General features: G+C 31.4%; 12 protein-coding genes. 5 read left to right on the top strand and 7 right to left on the bottom strand.

Annotated elements, in window-relative coordinates; translation table 11 throughout:
• Nucleotides 1–3: 3 nt before the first annotated feature.
• Nucleotides 4–1,860, bottom strand: a complete 1,857-nt coding sequence (locus tag EC396_RS17410; protein ID WP_129368130.1) for a 2-oxoacid:acceptor oxidoreductase subunit alpha — start codon at nucleotides 1,858–1,860, stop codon at nucleotides 4–6.
• Nucleotides 1,861–2,027: 167 nt separating this feature from the next.
• Here EC396_RS17410 and EC396_RS17405 point away from each other — a divergent pair, with 167 nt between their 5' ends.
• Entirely contained in the window at nucleotides 2,028–2,378 is a 351-nt protein-coding gene (locus tag EC396_RS17405) for a 4Fe-4S dicluster domain-containing protein (protein ID WP_129368129.1), read from the top strand.
• 260 nt (nucleotides 2,379–2,638) lie between these two features.
• On the opposite strand, the gene EC396_RS17400 is transcribed toward EC396_RS17405, so the two are convergent.
• The 3 genes from EC396_RS17400 to EC396_RS17390 form a co-directional block, all read right to left on the bottom strand.
• Complete coding sequence (locus EC396_RS17400) at nucleotides 2,639–3,619, bottom strand: transposase (RefSeq protein WP_240665775.1); 981 nt, start codon at nucleotides 3,617–3,619, stop codon at nucleotides 2,639–2,641.
• 103 nt (nucleotides 3,620–3,722) lie between these two features.
• Nucleotides 3,723–5,519: a translation elongation factor 4 gene (gene lepA / locus EC396_RS17395; protein ID WP_129368128.1), complete on the bottom strand. Its 1,797-nt coding sequence runs from the start codon at nucleotides 5,517–5,519 to the stop codon at nucleotides 3,723–3,725.
• Between the two features lie 71 nt (nucleotides 5,520–5,590).
• The gene (locus EC396_RS17390) at nucleotides 5,591–6,571 is read right to left on the bottom strand and encodes a Gfo/Idh/MocA family protein (RefSeq protein WP_129368127.1); all 981 of its coding nucleotides are present in this window, start codon (nucleotides 6,569–6,571) and stop codon (nucleotides 5,591–5,593) included.
• Between the two features lie 344 nt (nucleotides 6,572–6,915).
• Between EC396_RS17390 and EC396_RS17385 the strand changes: the two genes are divergently transcribed.
• Nucleotides 6,916–8,313 carry an undecaprenyl-phosphate glucose phosphotransferase gene (locus EC396_RS17385; RefSeq protein ID WP_129368126.1) on the top strand — a complete coding sequence of 466 codons (1,398 nt, stop codon included), beginning with the start codon at nucleotides 6,916–6,918 and terminating at the stop codon, nucleotides 8,311–8,313.
• Between the two features lie 3 nt (nucleotides 8,314–8,316).
• On the opposite strand, the gene EC396_RS17380 is transcribed toward EC396_RS17385, so the two are convergent.
• Complete coding sequence (locus EC396_RS17380; protein WP_129368125.1) at nucleotides 8,317–9,093, bottom strand: M48 family metallopeptidase; 777 nt, start codon at nucleotides 9,091–9,093, stop codon at nucleotides 8,317–8,319.
• A gap of 176 nt (nucleotides 9,094–9,269) precedes the next feature.
• On the opposite strand from EC396_RS17380, the gene EC396_RS17375 reads away from it, so the two are divergent.
• Nucleotides 9,270–9,581, top strand: coding sequence for a rhodanese-like domain-containing protein (locus EC396_RS17375; protein ID WP_129368124.1), 312 nt, complete (start codon nucleotides 9,270–9,272; stop codon nucleotides 9,579–9,581).
• An 86-nt stretch (nucleotides 9,582–9,667) separates the two neighbouring features.
• On the opposite strand, the gene EC396_RS17370 is transcribed toward EC396_RS17375, so the two are convergent.
• Nucleotides 9,668–10,618 carry a GSCFA domain-containing protein gene (locus EC396_RS17370; RefSeq protein WP_129368123.1) on the bottom strand — a complete coding sequence of 317 codons (951 nt, stop codon included), beginning with the start codon at nucleotides 10,616–10,618 and terminating at the stop codon, nucleotides 9,668–9,670.
• Between the two features lie 86 nt (nucleotides 10,619–10,704).
• Nucleotides 10,705–13,317, bottom strand: coding sequence for an alanine--tRNA ligase (gene alaS, locus EC396_RS17365; RefSeq protein WP_129368122.1), 2,613 nt, complete (start codon nucleotides 13,315–13,317; stop codon nucleotides 10,705–10,707).
• 204 nt (nucleotides 13,318–13,521) lie between these two features.
• Here alaS and EC396_RS17360 point away from each other — a divergent pair, with 204 nt between their 5' ends.
• Nucleotides 13,522–14,493 (top strand): M23 family metallopeptidase, encoded by a 972-nt coding sequence (locus tag EC396_RS17360; RefSeq protein WP_129368121.1) that lies wholly within the window; start codon nucleotides 13,522–13,524, stop codon nucleotides 14,491–14,493.
• Nucleotides 14,493–14,825, top strand: coding sequence for a MerR family transcriptional regulator (locus EC396_RS17355; RefSeq protein ID WP_129368120.1), 333 nt, complete (start codon nucleotides 14,493–14,495; stop codon nucleotides 14,823–14,825). Before EC396_RS17360 ends, EC396_RS17355 begins: the two co-directional genes overlap by 1 nt.
• Nucleotides 14,826–14,828 lie beyond the last annotated feature (3 nt).

The following is a 14,828-nucleotide window of genomic DNA, read 5'->3' as shown; positions in this document are numbered from 1 at the left end:
AATTTAGTCTACTAGTTTTTTAAATTCTTCTATAAGTTCGTTGTTTCCAAAAGGCAATCCCTGAATCTTATTTTTTTGTAAAAATTGATAGCCTTCAAAATTAATTCTTAGAATTTTAGCAAATTGTCCGTCGTTTAATTCGCAGACAATAATTTTTTTGAATTTTTTTAATATATCTTCTGTATTTTTTGGAAGTGGATTGATGTAGTTGAAATGTGCAAACCCAATATTTTTATAACCTTCGTCATTAATTTGTTTTACTGCTGAATGTAAAGAGCCATAAGTTCCTCCCCAGCCAATTACCAATAAATCGCCACTTTGGGCAAATTCTGTTTTAATACTCGGAATGTTATTTTGAACTCGTTTAATTTTCTCAGCTCTAATTCTAGTCATTTTTTCATGATTTTCGGGAGCTTGAGAAACTTCACCAGTAATGCTATCTTTTTCTAAACCGCCAATTCTATGTTCAAAACCAGCCATACCAGGAATAGCCCAATTGCGAGCTAAAGTTTCTTCATTTCGTGTATATGGATACCAATTTTCAATAGGATTTTTAATAAGTTTGGTTTTTATTTCAGGTAAATCGTTTACGCTTTTTATTTTCCAAGGTGCAGATCCGTTTGCAATATAACCATCGGTTAATAAAATAACAGGTGTCATATGTTCTAATGCCAACCTTGAAGCTTCAAAAGCAAAATTAAAGCAGTTTGCAGGTGTGCTTGCAGCAATAACGATTACTGGACTTTCACCATTTCGACCATACATTGCCTGTAACAAATCAGATTGTTCAGTTTTTGTTGGTAAACCTGTTGATGGACCACCACGTTGCACATTTACAACAACCAACGGTAATTCCATAATCATAGCCAAACCTAAAGCTTCGCCTTTTAAAGCCAATCCTGGGCCTGAAGTTGTGGTAATTGCCAAATCTCCAGCAAATGAAGCTCCAATAGCAGAAGCAATTCCGGCAATTTCATCTTCGGCCTGAAAAGCTTTTACGCCAAAATGTTTGTGTTTTACCAATTCATGTAAAATATCAGTAGCCGGAGTAATAGGGTAGGAACCTAAAAATAATTCCAAACCAGCTTTTTCTGCTGCAGCTAAAAATCCCCAAGCTGTTGCTGTATTTCCCATAATAATTCTATAGGTTCCTGATTCCATTTTTGCAGGAGAAATTGTATAAGCATTGGGAATTAATTCTAAAGTTTCTGCAAAGAAATAACCGGCATTTAATACTTTGGTATTTGCTTCAATTACAGATGGTTTATTTTTGAATTTTTTATTGAAAAAATCAATAGTATAATCTTTAGAGCGACCATACATCCAATAAACCATTCCTAAAGCAAACATATTTTTACTTCTGGCAATGGATTTATTATCCAAACCTTCAACATCTTTTAACGCTTCTTTGGTTAAAGAAGTCATATCTACCTGAATAATTCTATAGTTTTCTAAACTACCATCTTCAAGCGGGTTTGAAGTGTATTGTGCCTTTTCTAAATTTTTTTTTGAAAAAGCATCTGTATCAACAATAATTGTATGACCTGGTTTTACAGCATATAAGTTTGTTTTTAAACCAGCAGGATTCATTGCAACTAATAAATCTAAATTATCACCAGGTGTGCTTACTTCAATGCTACCAATATGAACCTGAAATCCAGAAACACCATATAAGCTTCCTTGTGGTGCCCTAATTTCGGAAGGGTAATTTGGGAATGTTGCAATATCATTTCCAAACATTGCAGAAGTATCAGAAAATTGCGTTCCTGTAAGCTGCATACCGTCTCCAGAGTCTCCAACAAACCGAATTACGACGGCTTCAAGAACTTCTGGCTGTAATTTTAATTTATCTGAAATCATAATGAATTTTAGTTAAAAATTTTATTTAAATTTATGTAAATTTTTTTATCTATTGAATATTTAATTAAAATTAAAGGTTTTTTTTAGGGTATAGTTGACTTTTGTCACATTTGATAAGATAAAAATTTATAAATTTGTGGTGATTATTAAAAATAAAAAATATAAATATGGCTATTAAAATAACAGATGAGTGTATTAATTGTGATGCATGTATTTCAGAATGTCCAAATAATGCAATTTACGAACCAGATAGTGAGTGGGCGTATGCAGATGGAACTGCTTTAAGCGGAGATATTTCTTTACCAAGCGGTGGAACTGCTGATGCTGATGAAATGAACGAAGCTAAATCAGACGAGTTTTATTTTATCGTAACAGATAAATGTACAGAATGTAAAGGTTTCCATGATGAGCCACAATGTGCTTCTGTTTGTCCAGTTGATTGTTGTGTTCCTGATGAAGATCACGTAGAAACTGAAGAGCAGTTGTTAGCGAAAAAAGATTGGATGCACGCAGAATAATGTTGTGTATTATCATAAAAAAAGCACCGAAATTCGGTGCTTTTTTTATGAAATATAGTTGTTATTTTTGGTAATGTGGACAAAAATAGTTGGTGTTTTTGTAAAAAATATTTTATAAATTATCAACATTAATCTGAAAAGGACATAAGCTCTGCTGAGGAGCAACTTATTAGCGATAAGATTAACCTTATACAGTAATATAAAAGGACTTGATTTAAAGTCCTTTTTTTGTTACTGGTAAGTTTTATAGCTTTAAAAACCTAAGTCTTATTTTTAAAATACAAATACCACATTAAATACTGTTTTCGATGGCTATAGGATAATCCTCTATGAATATTTAAATGCCCTTTTAGGTGCCCGAAAAAAGATTCAATAGAGTTGGATGATTTGGGTATTTTAGGGTTATCTAAATAATGAAACATGTTAGGTAGCGCTCTTTTGATTGTCATAAAAGATCTCCTTACCATTTTATGCTTATACCAATATCTTTTTGTTTGAATATTGTAACTTTTTTCATTGATATAATTCTGATATTTTTGATACCAATTATGGAGTTCTAAAAGCCAAAAACTTAACTCATAATGCGTATTTATTTTATGTATTTTAATGGCAATTTGTCTTAATTCAAAACCAGCAGAACTTTGAGGGTTTTGAGTTAACCATATTTTACAGTCCCTTTGAATATGGACTAAGCAACGTTGAAGTAACGAATTAGGAAGTGTTTCTCTTGTGGCTTTTATAATAGATTTATGCCCATCACAAGTCACACTTTCTATTTGAACTCCTAGATTTATTAGGTTAAGTAAATCTTCTTTAATTTCGGTGTAATATTCTCCGTTTGAAAATCTGTATAATTGTGTAAACTTAATCGTATTATCCCGGTATAAAACCAAACAAATTCCATTACTAAAATAAGTACCATCAATTATAAGATTAACTTTTTCTGAAGGGTAGACAGATAAGGTTGGTGGCTTAGATAAATAAGAACTAAAATATCTTCTAATTGTTTTTGTTGAATAACCACTTTCTAGGGTTACTTGTTCTATGGTTCTTCTTCCAATCACCCATTTTTCAAACCAGATAAAACGATTTAATTTACTTACTGATTTGTTCTCAGACGTAAATAAAATATCACAATTTTTACATTTAAATCTTTGTTTATTTTGTTGCTTTCCCCATTTAATCGTGTCTAGACTACCGCAAGCCCAACAACGCTTTTTTTTGATGTTTTCATAGTACAAAAAAAGTTTATTGAAACGGATTTCAATAAACTTTTATCTAGCCCTTTGCCAAAAAGGCATACAAAGGTTTTTACCAACTATTTTTGACCATTAAACCTTATTTTTAATCATTTAATTTTAATACAGCCATAAATGCTTCTTGCGGAATTTCTACATTTCCAACCTGGCGCATACGTTTTTTACCTTTCTTTTGTTTCTCTAATAATTTACGTTTACGAGAAATATCTCCACCATAACATTTTGCAGTTACATCTTTACGAAGTGCTTTTACAGTTTCTCTTGAAATAATTTTTGCACCAATAGCTGCCTGAATAGGAATATCAAATTGTTGACGCGGAATTAATTGGCGTAGTTTTTCACACATTTTTTTACCAATATTGTAAGCATTATCTGCGTGAATTAAAGCAGAAAGTGCATCAACAGAAGTTCCGTTTAATAAAATATCAACTTTAACCAATTTGGAAGCTTTCATTCCAATTGGGTGATAATCGAAAGAAGCATAACCTTTTGATACAGTTTTTAAACGATCATAAAAATCAAATACAATTTCGGCTAAAGGCATATCAAAAGTCAATTCAACGCGCTCAGGTGTTAAATAAGTTTGATTGGTTACAGTTCCTCTTTTTTCAATACACAAACTCATAACAGGACCTACAAAATCTGATTTTGTAATGATAGTTGCCTTGATAAAAGGCTCTTCAACACGATTTAATTTTGAAGGTTCAGGTAAATCTGAAGGGTTGTTTACTAAAAGTATGGTGTTAGGTTCTTTATTTGTAAATGCGTGGTAAGATACGTTTGGAACTGTAGTAATTACAGTCATATCAAACTCGCGCTCTAAACGTTCTTGAATAATTTCTAAATGCAGCATACCTAAAAATCCACATCTAAAACCAAAACCTAAAGCTGCAGAACTTTCAGGTACAAATACCAGAGATGCATCATTTAGTTGTAATTTTTCCATTGAAGAACGTAACTCTTCATAATCTTCCGTATCAACCGGATAAATACCAGCAAATACCATTGGTTTTACGTTTTCAAAACCGTCAATTCTGTCTTTGGTTGGGTTTTCAAGTGTTGTAATTGTGTCTCCAACTTTAATTTCGCTGGCCGTTTTTACACCAGTAATTAAATAACCAACATCACCAGCTTTTATACTTTGTTTAGCAACCTGCGTTAATTTTAAAGTACCAACTTCGTCAGCATTGTACTCTTTGTTGGTTGCCATAAATTTAATACGTTGTCCTTTTTTAATTTCGCCATTAAAAACTCTAAAATAGGTTTCTACACCACGGTAAGAATTATAAACAGAATCAAAAATTAATGCCTGTAAAGGTGCATTTACATCACCTTTTGGAGCAGGAACTCTTTCAATTATAGCTTTTAAAATATTTTCAACACCCAAACCAGTTTTTCCACTTGCGTGAATAATTTCTTCAGGTTTACAACCTAACAAACCAACAATATCATCAGTAACTTCTTCAGGATTTGCACTTGGTAAATCAACTTTATTTAACACAGGAATAATTTCTAAATCGTGTTCTAAAGCCAGATATAAATTGGATATAGTTTGTGCTTGGATACTTTGAGCAGCATCAACAATTAGCAATGCTCCTTCACAAGCAGCGATTGATCTTGATACCTCGTACGAAAAATCTACGTGACCAGGAGTGTCAATTAAGTTTAAAACATATTTTTCGCCTTCAAAAACATAATCCATTTGAATGGCGTGACTTTTAATGGTAATACCACGTTCGCGCTCCAAATCCATATTATCAAGTAACTGGGCTTGTTCTTCACGTGCGGTTGTAGTTCCTGTAAAACTCAATAGTCTATCGGCCAAAGTACTTTTGCCGTGGTCGATATGTGCAATAATGCAAAAATTTCTAATGTTTTTCATACTTCGTATTCCTGTCTACTTAATTTGCGGCAAAGATAACCAAATATTTGTTGTGAAAATGAAAATTAAAATTAGTCGTGATTTGGATAAGTAATACCTGCATCTTTTCTAACATTATCTAAAATTTGCATTAAATCTAAACTTAACGAATGTGTTAAAATAGGACTTTCAATTAAGTTTTTATCTAAACATTCCATCACATGACTGGCTTCAAAATGATAGCCCATATGTGGGCCATTTTCAAATAAGATTTCAGTAGTTTTTTTATTTTTGATAAGTGTAATTGGGTCAGCAGAAAAGCGCTCATATTTAATAATGCCATACTCAAAACACAGCTCAGATTCGTTTTTATATTCCGAATCAAAACTTGAAGTCAATACCGCAGTTGCTCCATTTTTGTAGCCAAACAGCATAGAGATACTTTCTTCAGAGCCTGTTGGGCTGAAATGTGGTAATGTTTTTATTTCATCAGGAATTCCTAGAAAAATTAATGCAGTAAAAATGGAGTAAATTCCAATATCTAATAATGATCCACCGCCTAAATCTAAATTGTACAACCTGTTTTTTGGGTTGTATTCACCATTGAACATAAAATCTGACTTTACAAATTTTAGTTTTCCTAAATTTTCTGAGGCAATAATTTCTCTAACTTTAGCTAATTTTGGTCTAAAGAGTACCCAAAAAGCTTCCATTAAAAAAGTGTTGTTTTTTATTGAAGCTTCAATCATTTGCTGCGCTTCTTTTGTGTTTATAGCAAATGCTTTTTCGCATAAAACAGCTTTTTTATGATTCAAACACAGTAATGTATGTTCTAAATGAAAGTTGTGAGGTGTTGCAATATAAACCACATCTACATTTGGGTCTTCAACCATTTCTTGATAAGAGCCATAGGCTTTTTCAAAGCCAAATTTATTTGCAAAATTTTCAGCATTTTCTATATTTCTAGATGCAGCTGCGTATAGTTTTGCATTTGGTAAATCGGTTAATTCTGTAGTAAATTTTTGGGCAATATTACCGCAACCTAAAATAGCCCAATTGTACGTTTTTAACATTTTTTATTTTTTTTTAAAAATACAATTAATATTAAAATTAAAAGTTTTTCTAAATGTTTTTTTGATAATATTAAGTGTAGGTAAATTGTTAAACCGTTGTTTTTAGAGCGTTTAAGTTGTGTTAAGTGTTTGAAAATAGGTTTTTATTAATTTTGAATAATTGATGTTTTTAGCAAACATATATTATGTTAATGAATTGTTAATTAATTTTGTTAAATTTGCGAATTGATTAAGTGAATTGACATATTATTTATAAGTTAACATCCTTACAAATACTTAAAGAAAGTGGGTATATTTTATATTTTTAATTTAGATATTTTTTCAGCTTAATTTATTGATTTCTTATGCCTCAAAGTAAATCTAAAATCTATACAGCAGTTTCTTTTTCGGGAGATTTAATATTGTTATCAATTTCTTTTTTCATTGCTAGTATTGTCAAATTTGGAACGTTTACTCCTCATGATAATTTTTATTACACCTTATTTTTTGGTTGGGAAATTTTATGGATTTTATTGGTTTTGAAATTTAATTTGTATGAAATACCTAAAATTTTATACATAGATAAAATTCTTTCTAAAAATTTAAAAGCATTGATTTATTTTGTGTTTTTAAGTGCAGCATTGATTTTTTTTATTACAGATTACAAATTCTCCAGAGTTTTTTTTGTTACAACAGTGTTTATATTTTCATTTAATGTAATTGTTTGGAGGTCATTGTTGTTGTTTTATGCTAAACGAAGAAGGTATAAGGATAGAAGTGATTTTACGGAGTTGGTTTTAATTGGTGTAAACAATCATATTACTAGGTTTGTTAGGGGAGTTTATACAGATCCAAAATACGGTTATAGAATAGTTGGTATTTTTACGGATGCAACTATTTTGGGTAGACTAAAAAAGTTTAAAAGAGGAAGTTTAAAAGAATCTATTGCGTTTTTAGAGCAAAATAAGTCGGTTAAAGAAATTGTGATATCACTACCACATTCTCAGTCAGTTTTTATAAATGAATTATTGGAGTATGCTGATAACAATTTAATACGTGTGACGGTTATTCCAGAATTTTCAGAGTATTTGTCACAGTTATTTTCAATTGAATATGTTGAAAATATCCCTTTAATGAAATTTAGAAGGGAACCATTACAAAGTTTATCCAATCGTATTTTGAAAAGAGGAATGGATGTTGTGTTTTCTATTTTTATCATTGTTTTTGTTTTCACTTGGCTATTTCCATTGCTAGCAATTTTAATTAAATTAACAAGTAAAGGCCCAGTGTTTTTTGCTCAGGAGCGTTCAGGAAAAGACGACAGGCCTTTTAAGTGTTATAAATTTAGAAGTATGACTGTAAACTCAGAGTCAGATAAGTTACAGGCAACTAAAAATGATGCAAGAGTTACTAAAATTGGTGCTATTTTAAGAAGAACCAGTATGGATGAATTGCCACAAATTTTTAATGTGCTTTTTAATGATATGTCTCTAGTAGGTCCAAGACCTCATATGCTTAAACATACCGAACAATACAGGGTGTTGGTTGATAAATATATGGTGCGACATTTTGCCAAGCCAGGCGTTACAGGTTGGGCGCAAATACTTGGTTTTAGAGGTGAAACAAAAACAGTAAAAGATATGGAAAAAAGGGCACACGCCGATATTTGGTATATCGAAAACTGGAATTTAATGCTAGATATTAAAATTATGTTTAGAACCGTTTTTATTGTGTTTTTCAAAAAAGAAGATAACGCATATTAAGTTTTATTTTTCATTTTTATACGCTTCAATAGCTTCTTTAATTTTTTCAATTCTATTTTCAGGATCTGGGTGTGTACTCATTCTTTCAGGTGTTTTATTGGGACCTGATGCTGCTTTTAAAATTTCCATCACACCAATTAAAGCTGTTGGGTCGTAACCTGCATCTGCCATTATTTTTACACCTAAATAGTCGCTTTCCAATTCATCATCTCTGCCATAACTCAAGTTTATCACATTGGCAATTGCAGAGGCACCTTCAGCAGTGCTTGGGTCAAATCCAACAGATACGCCACTCAATATTCCTTGCGTTAAATCTTGTTTTGAAATTCGTTCGGCACTATGCCTTCCTATTACGTGGCCAATTTCATGACCTAAAACACCCGCTAATTGATCTTCGTTTTCCAATCTTGAAAACAAAGCATAGGTAATAAAAACTTGTCCGCCTGGTAAAGCAAAAGCATTGATGGTTTCAGGATCTTTTAATAAATGAAAATCAAAATGATAAGGAGTTTGAATTGCAATGCTATTTCTAACTAATTTTTCGCCAACATCATCTACAAACTGTTGGTATTTTTGATCGGGATATAAACCGCCGTGTTGTTGAGTTATTTGTGGAGCACTTTGCAATCCTATAGCAATTTCTTGTTCAGAAGTTAATGTAATGTGTTGCTTTTTTCCTGTATATTCATTTGCTTCGCTTCTAGCGTAATATTTAAATACAGAAAATAAAATAATAGCAGCTCCAATTAGTAATTTAACTTTTCTATTTCCTGTTCTCATTTTACAATTTTTTAAGTTAGTAGTTACACAAAATTATATTTTTAAAGCATAGAAATCAAAATTAATGGTCTATAATAATGGCTGGTAAATATTCATTTTTCAAAACTATTAGTAACTACTGTTACTAAAATTTGCTTTTAATGCTATATATTTGCCAAAATTTTAAACATAAAGATATGAGTTTTTTCGGTTTATTTGGAGGTGATAATAATGCAGAACCTATTGAGCAATATTTGAAAGAGGGAGCAGTTGTTATTGATGTTAGAACTGCTGAAGAATTTGCAGGAGGGCATGTTAAAGGTGCTAAAAATATTGTTTTAAATAGCATTCCTACAAAAGTTGGTGAAATAAAAAAAATGAATAAAAAAGTGATCGCTGTTTGTAGAAGTGGCGCAAGAAGCGGACAAGCAACTTCATTTTTAAAACAACAAGGTATTGACGTAATTAACGGAGGTCCTTGGGAAAATGTAGCAAAATTTGTAAATTAATTTTACTGCAATCTAAAATACAACGAAGACTAAAACTTTGCCATTATTTTGTTTGGTGAACGTGAAAAGTCTTCGTTTTATTTTTTTTAAATCTTAAAATCAATGGCATATTGGTTTTTAAGAGCTATCATTTTTAGATTTATTTTTTCAATAAAAAGCTGATGCTGTTCAGAATTTGAGTTGAATGGTTTATGAGCCAAACCTCGTTGAATTGCTTCAACTTCATTCATTATTTTAGCAGTGCTTTCTGCAATCCAAACGGTTTTAAATTGCTCCCAAATATAATTGATAGCTGTTTCATTTGGATGTAACATATCGTTTGCATAAAAACGATAATCACGCAAGTCATCCATCATAATTTCAAATGAAGGGAAATAATAAAGCTGGTTTTTAGCATTTATAATTTCGTTGATAGCAGTTAATAAATGTGCTTTACTTTGCATATTTTCAACAAAACCATCTTTTAAATGACGTACCGGACTTACCGTAAAAATAATGTTTGCAGCCGGATTTATATCCTTAATTAATGCGGAAATATTTTCTAATGAAGCTGAAATTTCTTCAACAGAAAGCAATTCTTTTAAAAATTTTTTTTGAGGAATTTTATGGCAATTTCCAACGATGGTATCGGTTTCAATAAATCGATAAACCCAAGCTGTACCAAGGGTAATTATAATGTGAGTTGCGTTAATTAGTTGTTTGTTTGCCTGTTTTATGGTTGTATTTAGGTTTTTAACCAATTGGTTTTTATCACTGGCACTTAAATCGGAGTGGGCATCAAAACAATGCCAACGTTCATTTAAATTAAAAATGTCTTTTTCTGTGTATTCTTTTTCGTTGATAGCATTGGTAATACAGGTTTCAATAGCAATAGGATTGAATAAAATTCCAAATGGATTGCTGTAAGTTTGAAATTTGTAATAAGCTAATTTTTTGCTGATATTTTCTGAAAAACAAGAACCAATTAAAAACAATTTAGAACTATAATCTATTTGGTTACGTTCAGGTTTTAATTGTATGTTGGTTCTAAAATTCATGTTATAATTGTTTAATTGTCGATTTATTTAATTGTAAAAGGGTTTAATTATTTTAGCAATTAAACCCTTTTACAATTTTACATTAATTAAGCAATGTAGTTTTTTCCTTTTGTCAAGGCTTCGGCAATTCCTTCAGGGTTTTTGCCTCCTGCTGTTGCAAAAAACGGTTGTCCGCCACCGCCACCGTTAATTAATTTACCCAATTCACGAACTACCAATCCTGCATTTAGATTTTTTTCTTCAACTAAATTTTTAGAGATATAGCAAGTTAAAAAGGCTTTGTCTTCACTTTCTGTAGCGATTAATAAAAATAAATTTTCAACTTTATTGCCTAAATCAAAACACAAATCTTTGATGGTATTTTGGTCTAAATCTAATTTTTTAGCTAAAAAGTTAACACCATTAATAACTTCAACTTGGTTTACTAAATCACCAACCACATTTTTAGCTTTGTCTTTTAATAAAATCTCAAGTTGTTTTTTTAGCGCAACGTTTTCTTCAACCAAATCAATCACCGATTTTTTTAGATCTTTCGGATTCTTAAGTAAATCTTTAATTTCAAACAATGCTTTGTTGTTTTCTAAATACAAATCTTTGGTAGCATCACCAGTAATGGCTTCTATACGTCTTACTCCGGCAGCAATAGCACTTTCGCTTTGAATTCTAAAACTCCAAATATCACTTGTGTTTTGTACGTGCGTACCACCACACAATTCAACAGATTGTCCGTATTGAATAGCACGAACAGTATCGCCATATTTTTCGCCAAACAAAGCCATAGCGCCTTTTTCCATTGCTGTAGCAATTGGAATATTTCTAAATTCTTGTAATGGTAATTTATTTTCGATACGAGCATTTACAAAATCTTCAACCTCAGATAGCTGATCTACGGTTAATTTGGCAAAATGAGAAAAGTCAAAACGCAAATGTTTTGAATGTACCGCAGAGCCTTTTTGTTCAACATGGGTACCTAAAACTTCGCGCAAAGCTTGGTGTAATAAGTGTGTAGCTGTATGATTACAAGCTGTTCTAAAGCGTTGTTTTTCATCAACAACTACATTAAATGTTTCAGTTGGATTTTTTGGTAAACTTTTAGCTAAATGAATAATTAGATTGTTTTCCTTTTTTGTGTCTACTATATAAATAGTACTTCCGTTGCTGGTTTCCAAATAACCTTTATCACCAACCTGTCCACCACCTTCAGGATAAAAAGGTGTCATATTAAATACCAATTGGTACAAATCACCATCTTTTTTTGAAGATACCTTGCGGTAACGTGTAATTTTTATTTTTGCTGTAAGGGTGTCGTATCCAATAAATTCATCAATATCATCATCATATAAAATCACCCAGTCATCTGTTTCAACAACTGCAGCTGCTCTTGATCTTGTTTTTTGTTTTTCTAATTCTGTTGCAAAATCTGTTTCATTTAAAGTCATTCCTTTTTCAGAAAGAATCAAAGCTGTTAAATCTATTGGAAAACCATAGGTGTCAAACAGTTCAAAAGCTTTTTTACCCGAAACTTCAGTGCCTTGGGTATTTTTGATAATGCCATCTAACAAGACCAAACCTTGCTCTAAAGTACGTAAAAACGAATTTTCTTCTTCTTTAATTACGTTGGTCATTAGTTGTTTTTGAGTTTTTAATTCAGGGAAATATTCACCCATTTGTTTACTCAAAGTATTTACCAATTTATAAATAAAAGGTTCTTTAGTATTTAAAAAAGTAAATCCATAGCGGATTGCACGGCGTAAAATACGTCTAATAACGTAACCAGCACCTGTGTTAGAAGGTAATTGTCCGTCGGCAATTGCAAAAGCAACAGCTCTAACGTGATCTGCAATTACACGAATTGCAATATCAGTTTCTTCAACTTTACCGTAGGTATTGTTTGTAATATTTTCAACTTCTCTAATAAGTGGTGTAAAAACATCGGTATCGTAATTAGACTGTACGTTTTGTAAAACCATACACAAACGTTCAAATCCCATACCTGTATCTACGTGTTGTGCAGGTAGTTTTTCTAAAGATCCATCAGCTTTTCTGTTGAATTCCATAAAAACCAAATTCCAAATTTCAATGACTTGAGGATGGTCTTTATTTACCAAATCTTTTCCTGAAATTTTTGCTTTTTCTTCAGCAGAACGAATGTCAACATGGATTTCAGAACAAGGTCCACAAGGTCCTTGAGCACCCATTTCCCAAAAATTATCTTTTTTATTTCCATTGATAATTCGGTCTTCACTAATGTGTTTTTTCCAAAAATCAAAAGCTTCTTGGTCGTAGCCCAAACCATCATCTTCAGAGCCTTCAAAAACAGTGATATACAAACTGTTTTTGTCTATTTTATAAACATCAACCAACAATTCCCAAGCCCAGTCGATTGCTTCCTTTTTAAAATAATCACCAAAACTCCAGTTGCCCAACATTTCGAACATAGTGTGGTGATAGGTGTCTTTACCAACTTCTTCCAAATCGTTGTGCTTACCAGAAACACGTAAACATTTTTGAGTATCAGCAACACGTTTGTCGATTGCATTTTTTTGACCTAAAAAATATTCTTTAAAAGGCACCATTCCCGCATTGGTAAACATCAAAGTTGGATCGTTTTTTAAAACCATTGGAGATGAAGGAACGATTGCATGTTTTTTTGAAGCAAAAAAATCTAAAAATTGTTGACGTATTAGTTGTGATTTCATTTGTTACTAATTATTATTAATGGATAACCATTTTAATTTTTTTGTTTAAAATATTTTATTGGTAAATTCTTTCGTTAATTATATGCTAAATAAATTAACGCTTATTTACTTTTGTAAAACATTTTGTAAATTTGTTAATTGTCAAATGCGCTATTATCAAATTAAAGTGCATATGATTGTACAAAAATAAGATAATTTATATAGATGGCGAAAGTAAAATATTATTACGATTCAGAAACACTTTCTTATAAAAAGATAAAGACTAAAATGAGAAATACGCTGAAGAAGATTTCTTTGGCAATGGTATCTGCTTTTATGTTTATGGTGTTGGGTTTTGTAGTGTTTACACAGGTTTTTGAATCGCCTAAAGAAAAGGAGTTGAAGCGCGAATTGGAATTTGTGAAATTAAATGAAGAATTACACAGTAAAAAAATTGAACAGTTAAGTGAAGTTTTAAGTGAAATACAAGAAAGGGATAACAATATTTACCGTTTGTATTTTGAAGTAAATCCTATTCCTTTAGAGCAACGTCAGGCAGGTTTTGGGGGTGTTAACAGGTATAAAGCATTGGAAGGTTTTGACAATTCGGAAATGATTACCGATGTGACAAAAAACATGGATATTTTGTCAAAGCAATTGTACATTCAGTCTAAGTCTTTGGATGAAATAGTTAAATTAGCAGAAAATAAGGAAGAATTGTTAGCAGCAATACCTGCAATTCAACCTGTAAAAAATGAAGATCTTACGCGCATGGCTTCTGGTTATGGTTGGCGAAATGACCCGTTTACCAAAGCTAGAAAAAGACATTTTGGAATGGATTTTACTGCTCCAAAAGGAACGCCAATTTATGCAACAGGTGATGGTGTTGTGGTAAGAGCCGATCAAACTGCTGCAGGTTATGGTAAGCATATTAGAATTCATCATGGGTTTGGATATGTAACCTTGTATGCGCATTTAAGTGATTACAATGTTAGAAAAAATCAACGTGTAAAAAGAGGAGATTTAATTGGATTTGTAGGTAATACAGGTCGATCTGAAGCCCCTCATTTACATTACGAGGTTATTAAAAATGGGGAACAAATAAACCCTATAAATTTTTATTACGGAAACTTATCTCCTGAAGAGTTTGCTGCCATGCAAAGAGCAGCTGAAATTGAAGGACAATCTCTTGATTAATGTATATAGATCTACCAGAAAAAAGATATTACAAAATTGGCGAAGTAGCCAAGGCATTTGGTGTAAATACCTCTCATATTCGCTTTTGGGAAAATGAATTTGATATTTTAAAACCAAAAAAAAATAACAAAGGCAACCGATTATTTACTCAGGAAGACCTTCAAAATTTAAAGTTAATTTACCACTTAGTTAAAGAAAAAGGGTTTACTTTAGAAGGTGCAAAAAGCAAATTAAAAGAAAAGCCAAAAAAAATTAAAGATAATTTTGAAATTATAACGCGCTTAGAAGCTATTAAGCAAGAACTGATTACAATTAAAAATAATTTATCTTAAAAA

The organism is Lutibacter sp. HS1-25 (assembly GCF_004121075.1).
Lineage (GTDB): Bacteria > Bacteroidota > Bacteroidia > Flavobacteriales > Flavobacteriaceae > Lutibacter.
This window is presented reverse-complemented; position numbering and strand designations above follow the sequence as displayed.

Coding starts and splice junctions, on each gene's coding strand:
- EC396_RS17410 (WP_129368130.1), bottom strand. CDS start 1,860: ATGATTTCAGATAAATTAAAATTACAGCCAGAAGTTCTTGAAGCCGTC.
- EC396_RS17405 (WP_129368129.1), top strand. CDS start 2,028: ATGGCTATTAAAATAACAGATGAGTGTATTAATTGTGATGCATGTATT.
- lepA (WP_129368128.1), bottom strand. CDS start 5,519: ATGAAAAACATTAGAAATTTTTGCATTATTGCACATATCGACCACGGC.
- EC396_RS17390 (WP_129368127.1), bottom strand. CDS start 6,571: ATGTTAAAAACGTACAATTGGGCTATTTTAGGTTGCGGTAATATTGCC.
- EC396_RS17385 (WP_129368126.1), top strand. CDS start 6,916: ATGCCTCAAAGTAAATCTAAAATCTATACAGCAGTTTCTTTTTCGGGA.
- EC396_RS17380 (WP_129368125.1), bottom strand. CDS start 9,093: ATGAGAACAGGAAATAGAAAAGTTAAATTACTAATTGGAGCTGCTATT.
- EC396_RS17375 (WP_129368124.1), top strand. CDS start 9,270: ATGAGTTTTTTCGGTTTATTTGGAGGTGATAATAATGCAGAACCTATT.
- EC396_RS17370 (WP_129368123.1), bottom strand. CDS start 10,618: ATGAATTTTAGAACCAACATACAATTAAAACCTGAACGTAACCAAATA.
- alaS (WP_129368122.1), bottom strand. CDS start 13,317: ATGAAATCACAACTAATACGTCAACAATTTTTAGATTTTTTTGCTTCA.
- EC396_RS17360 (WP_129368121.1), top strand. CDS start 13,522: ATGGCGAAAGTAAAATATTATTACGATTCAGAAACACTTTCTTATAAA.
- EC396_RS17355 (WP_129368120.1), top strand. CDS start 14,493: ATGTATATAGATCTACCAGAAAAAAGATATTACAAAATTGGCGAAGTA.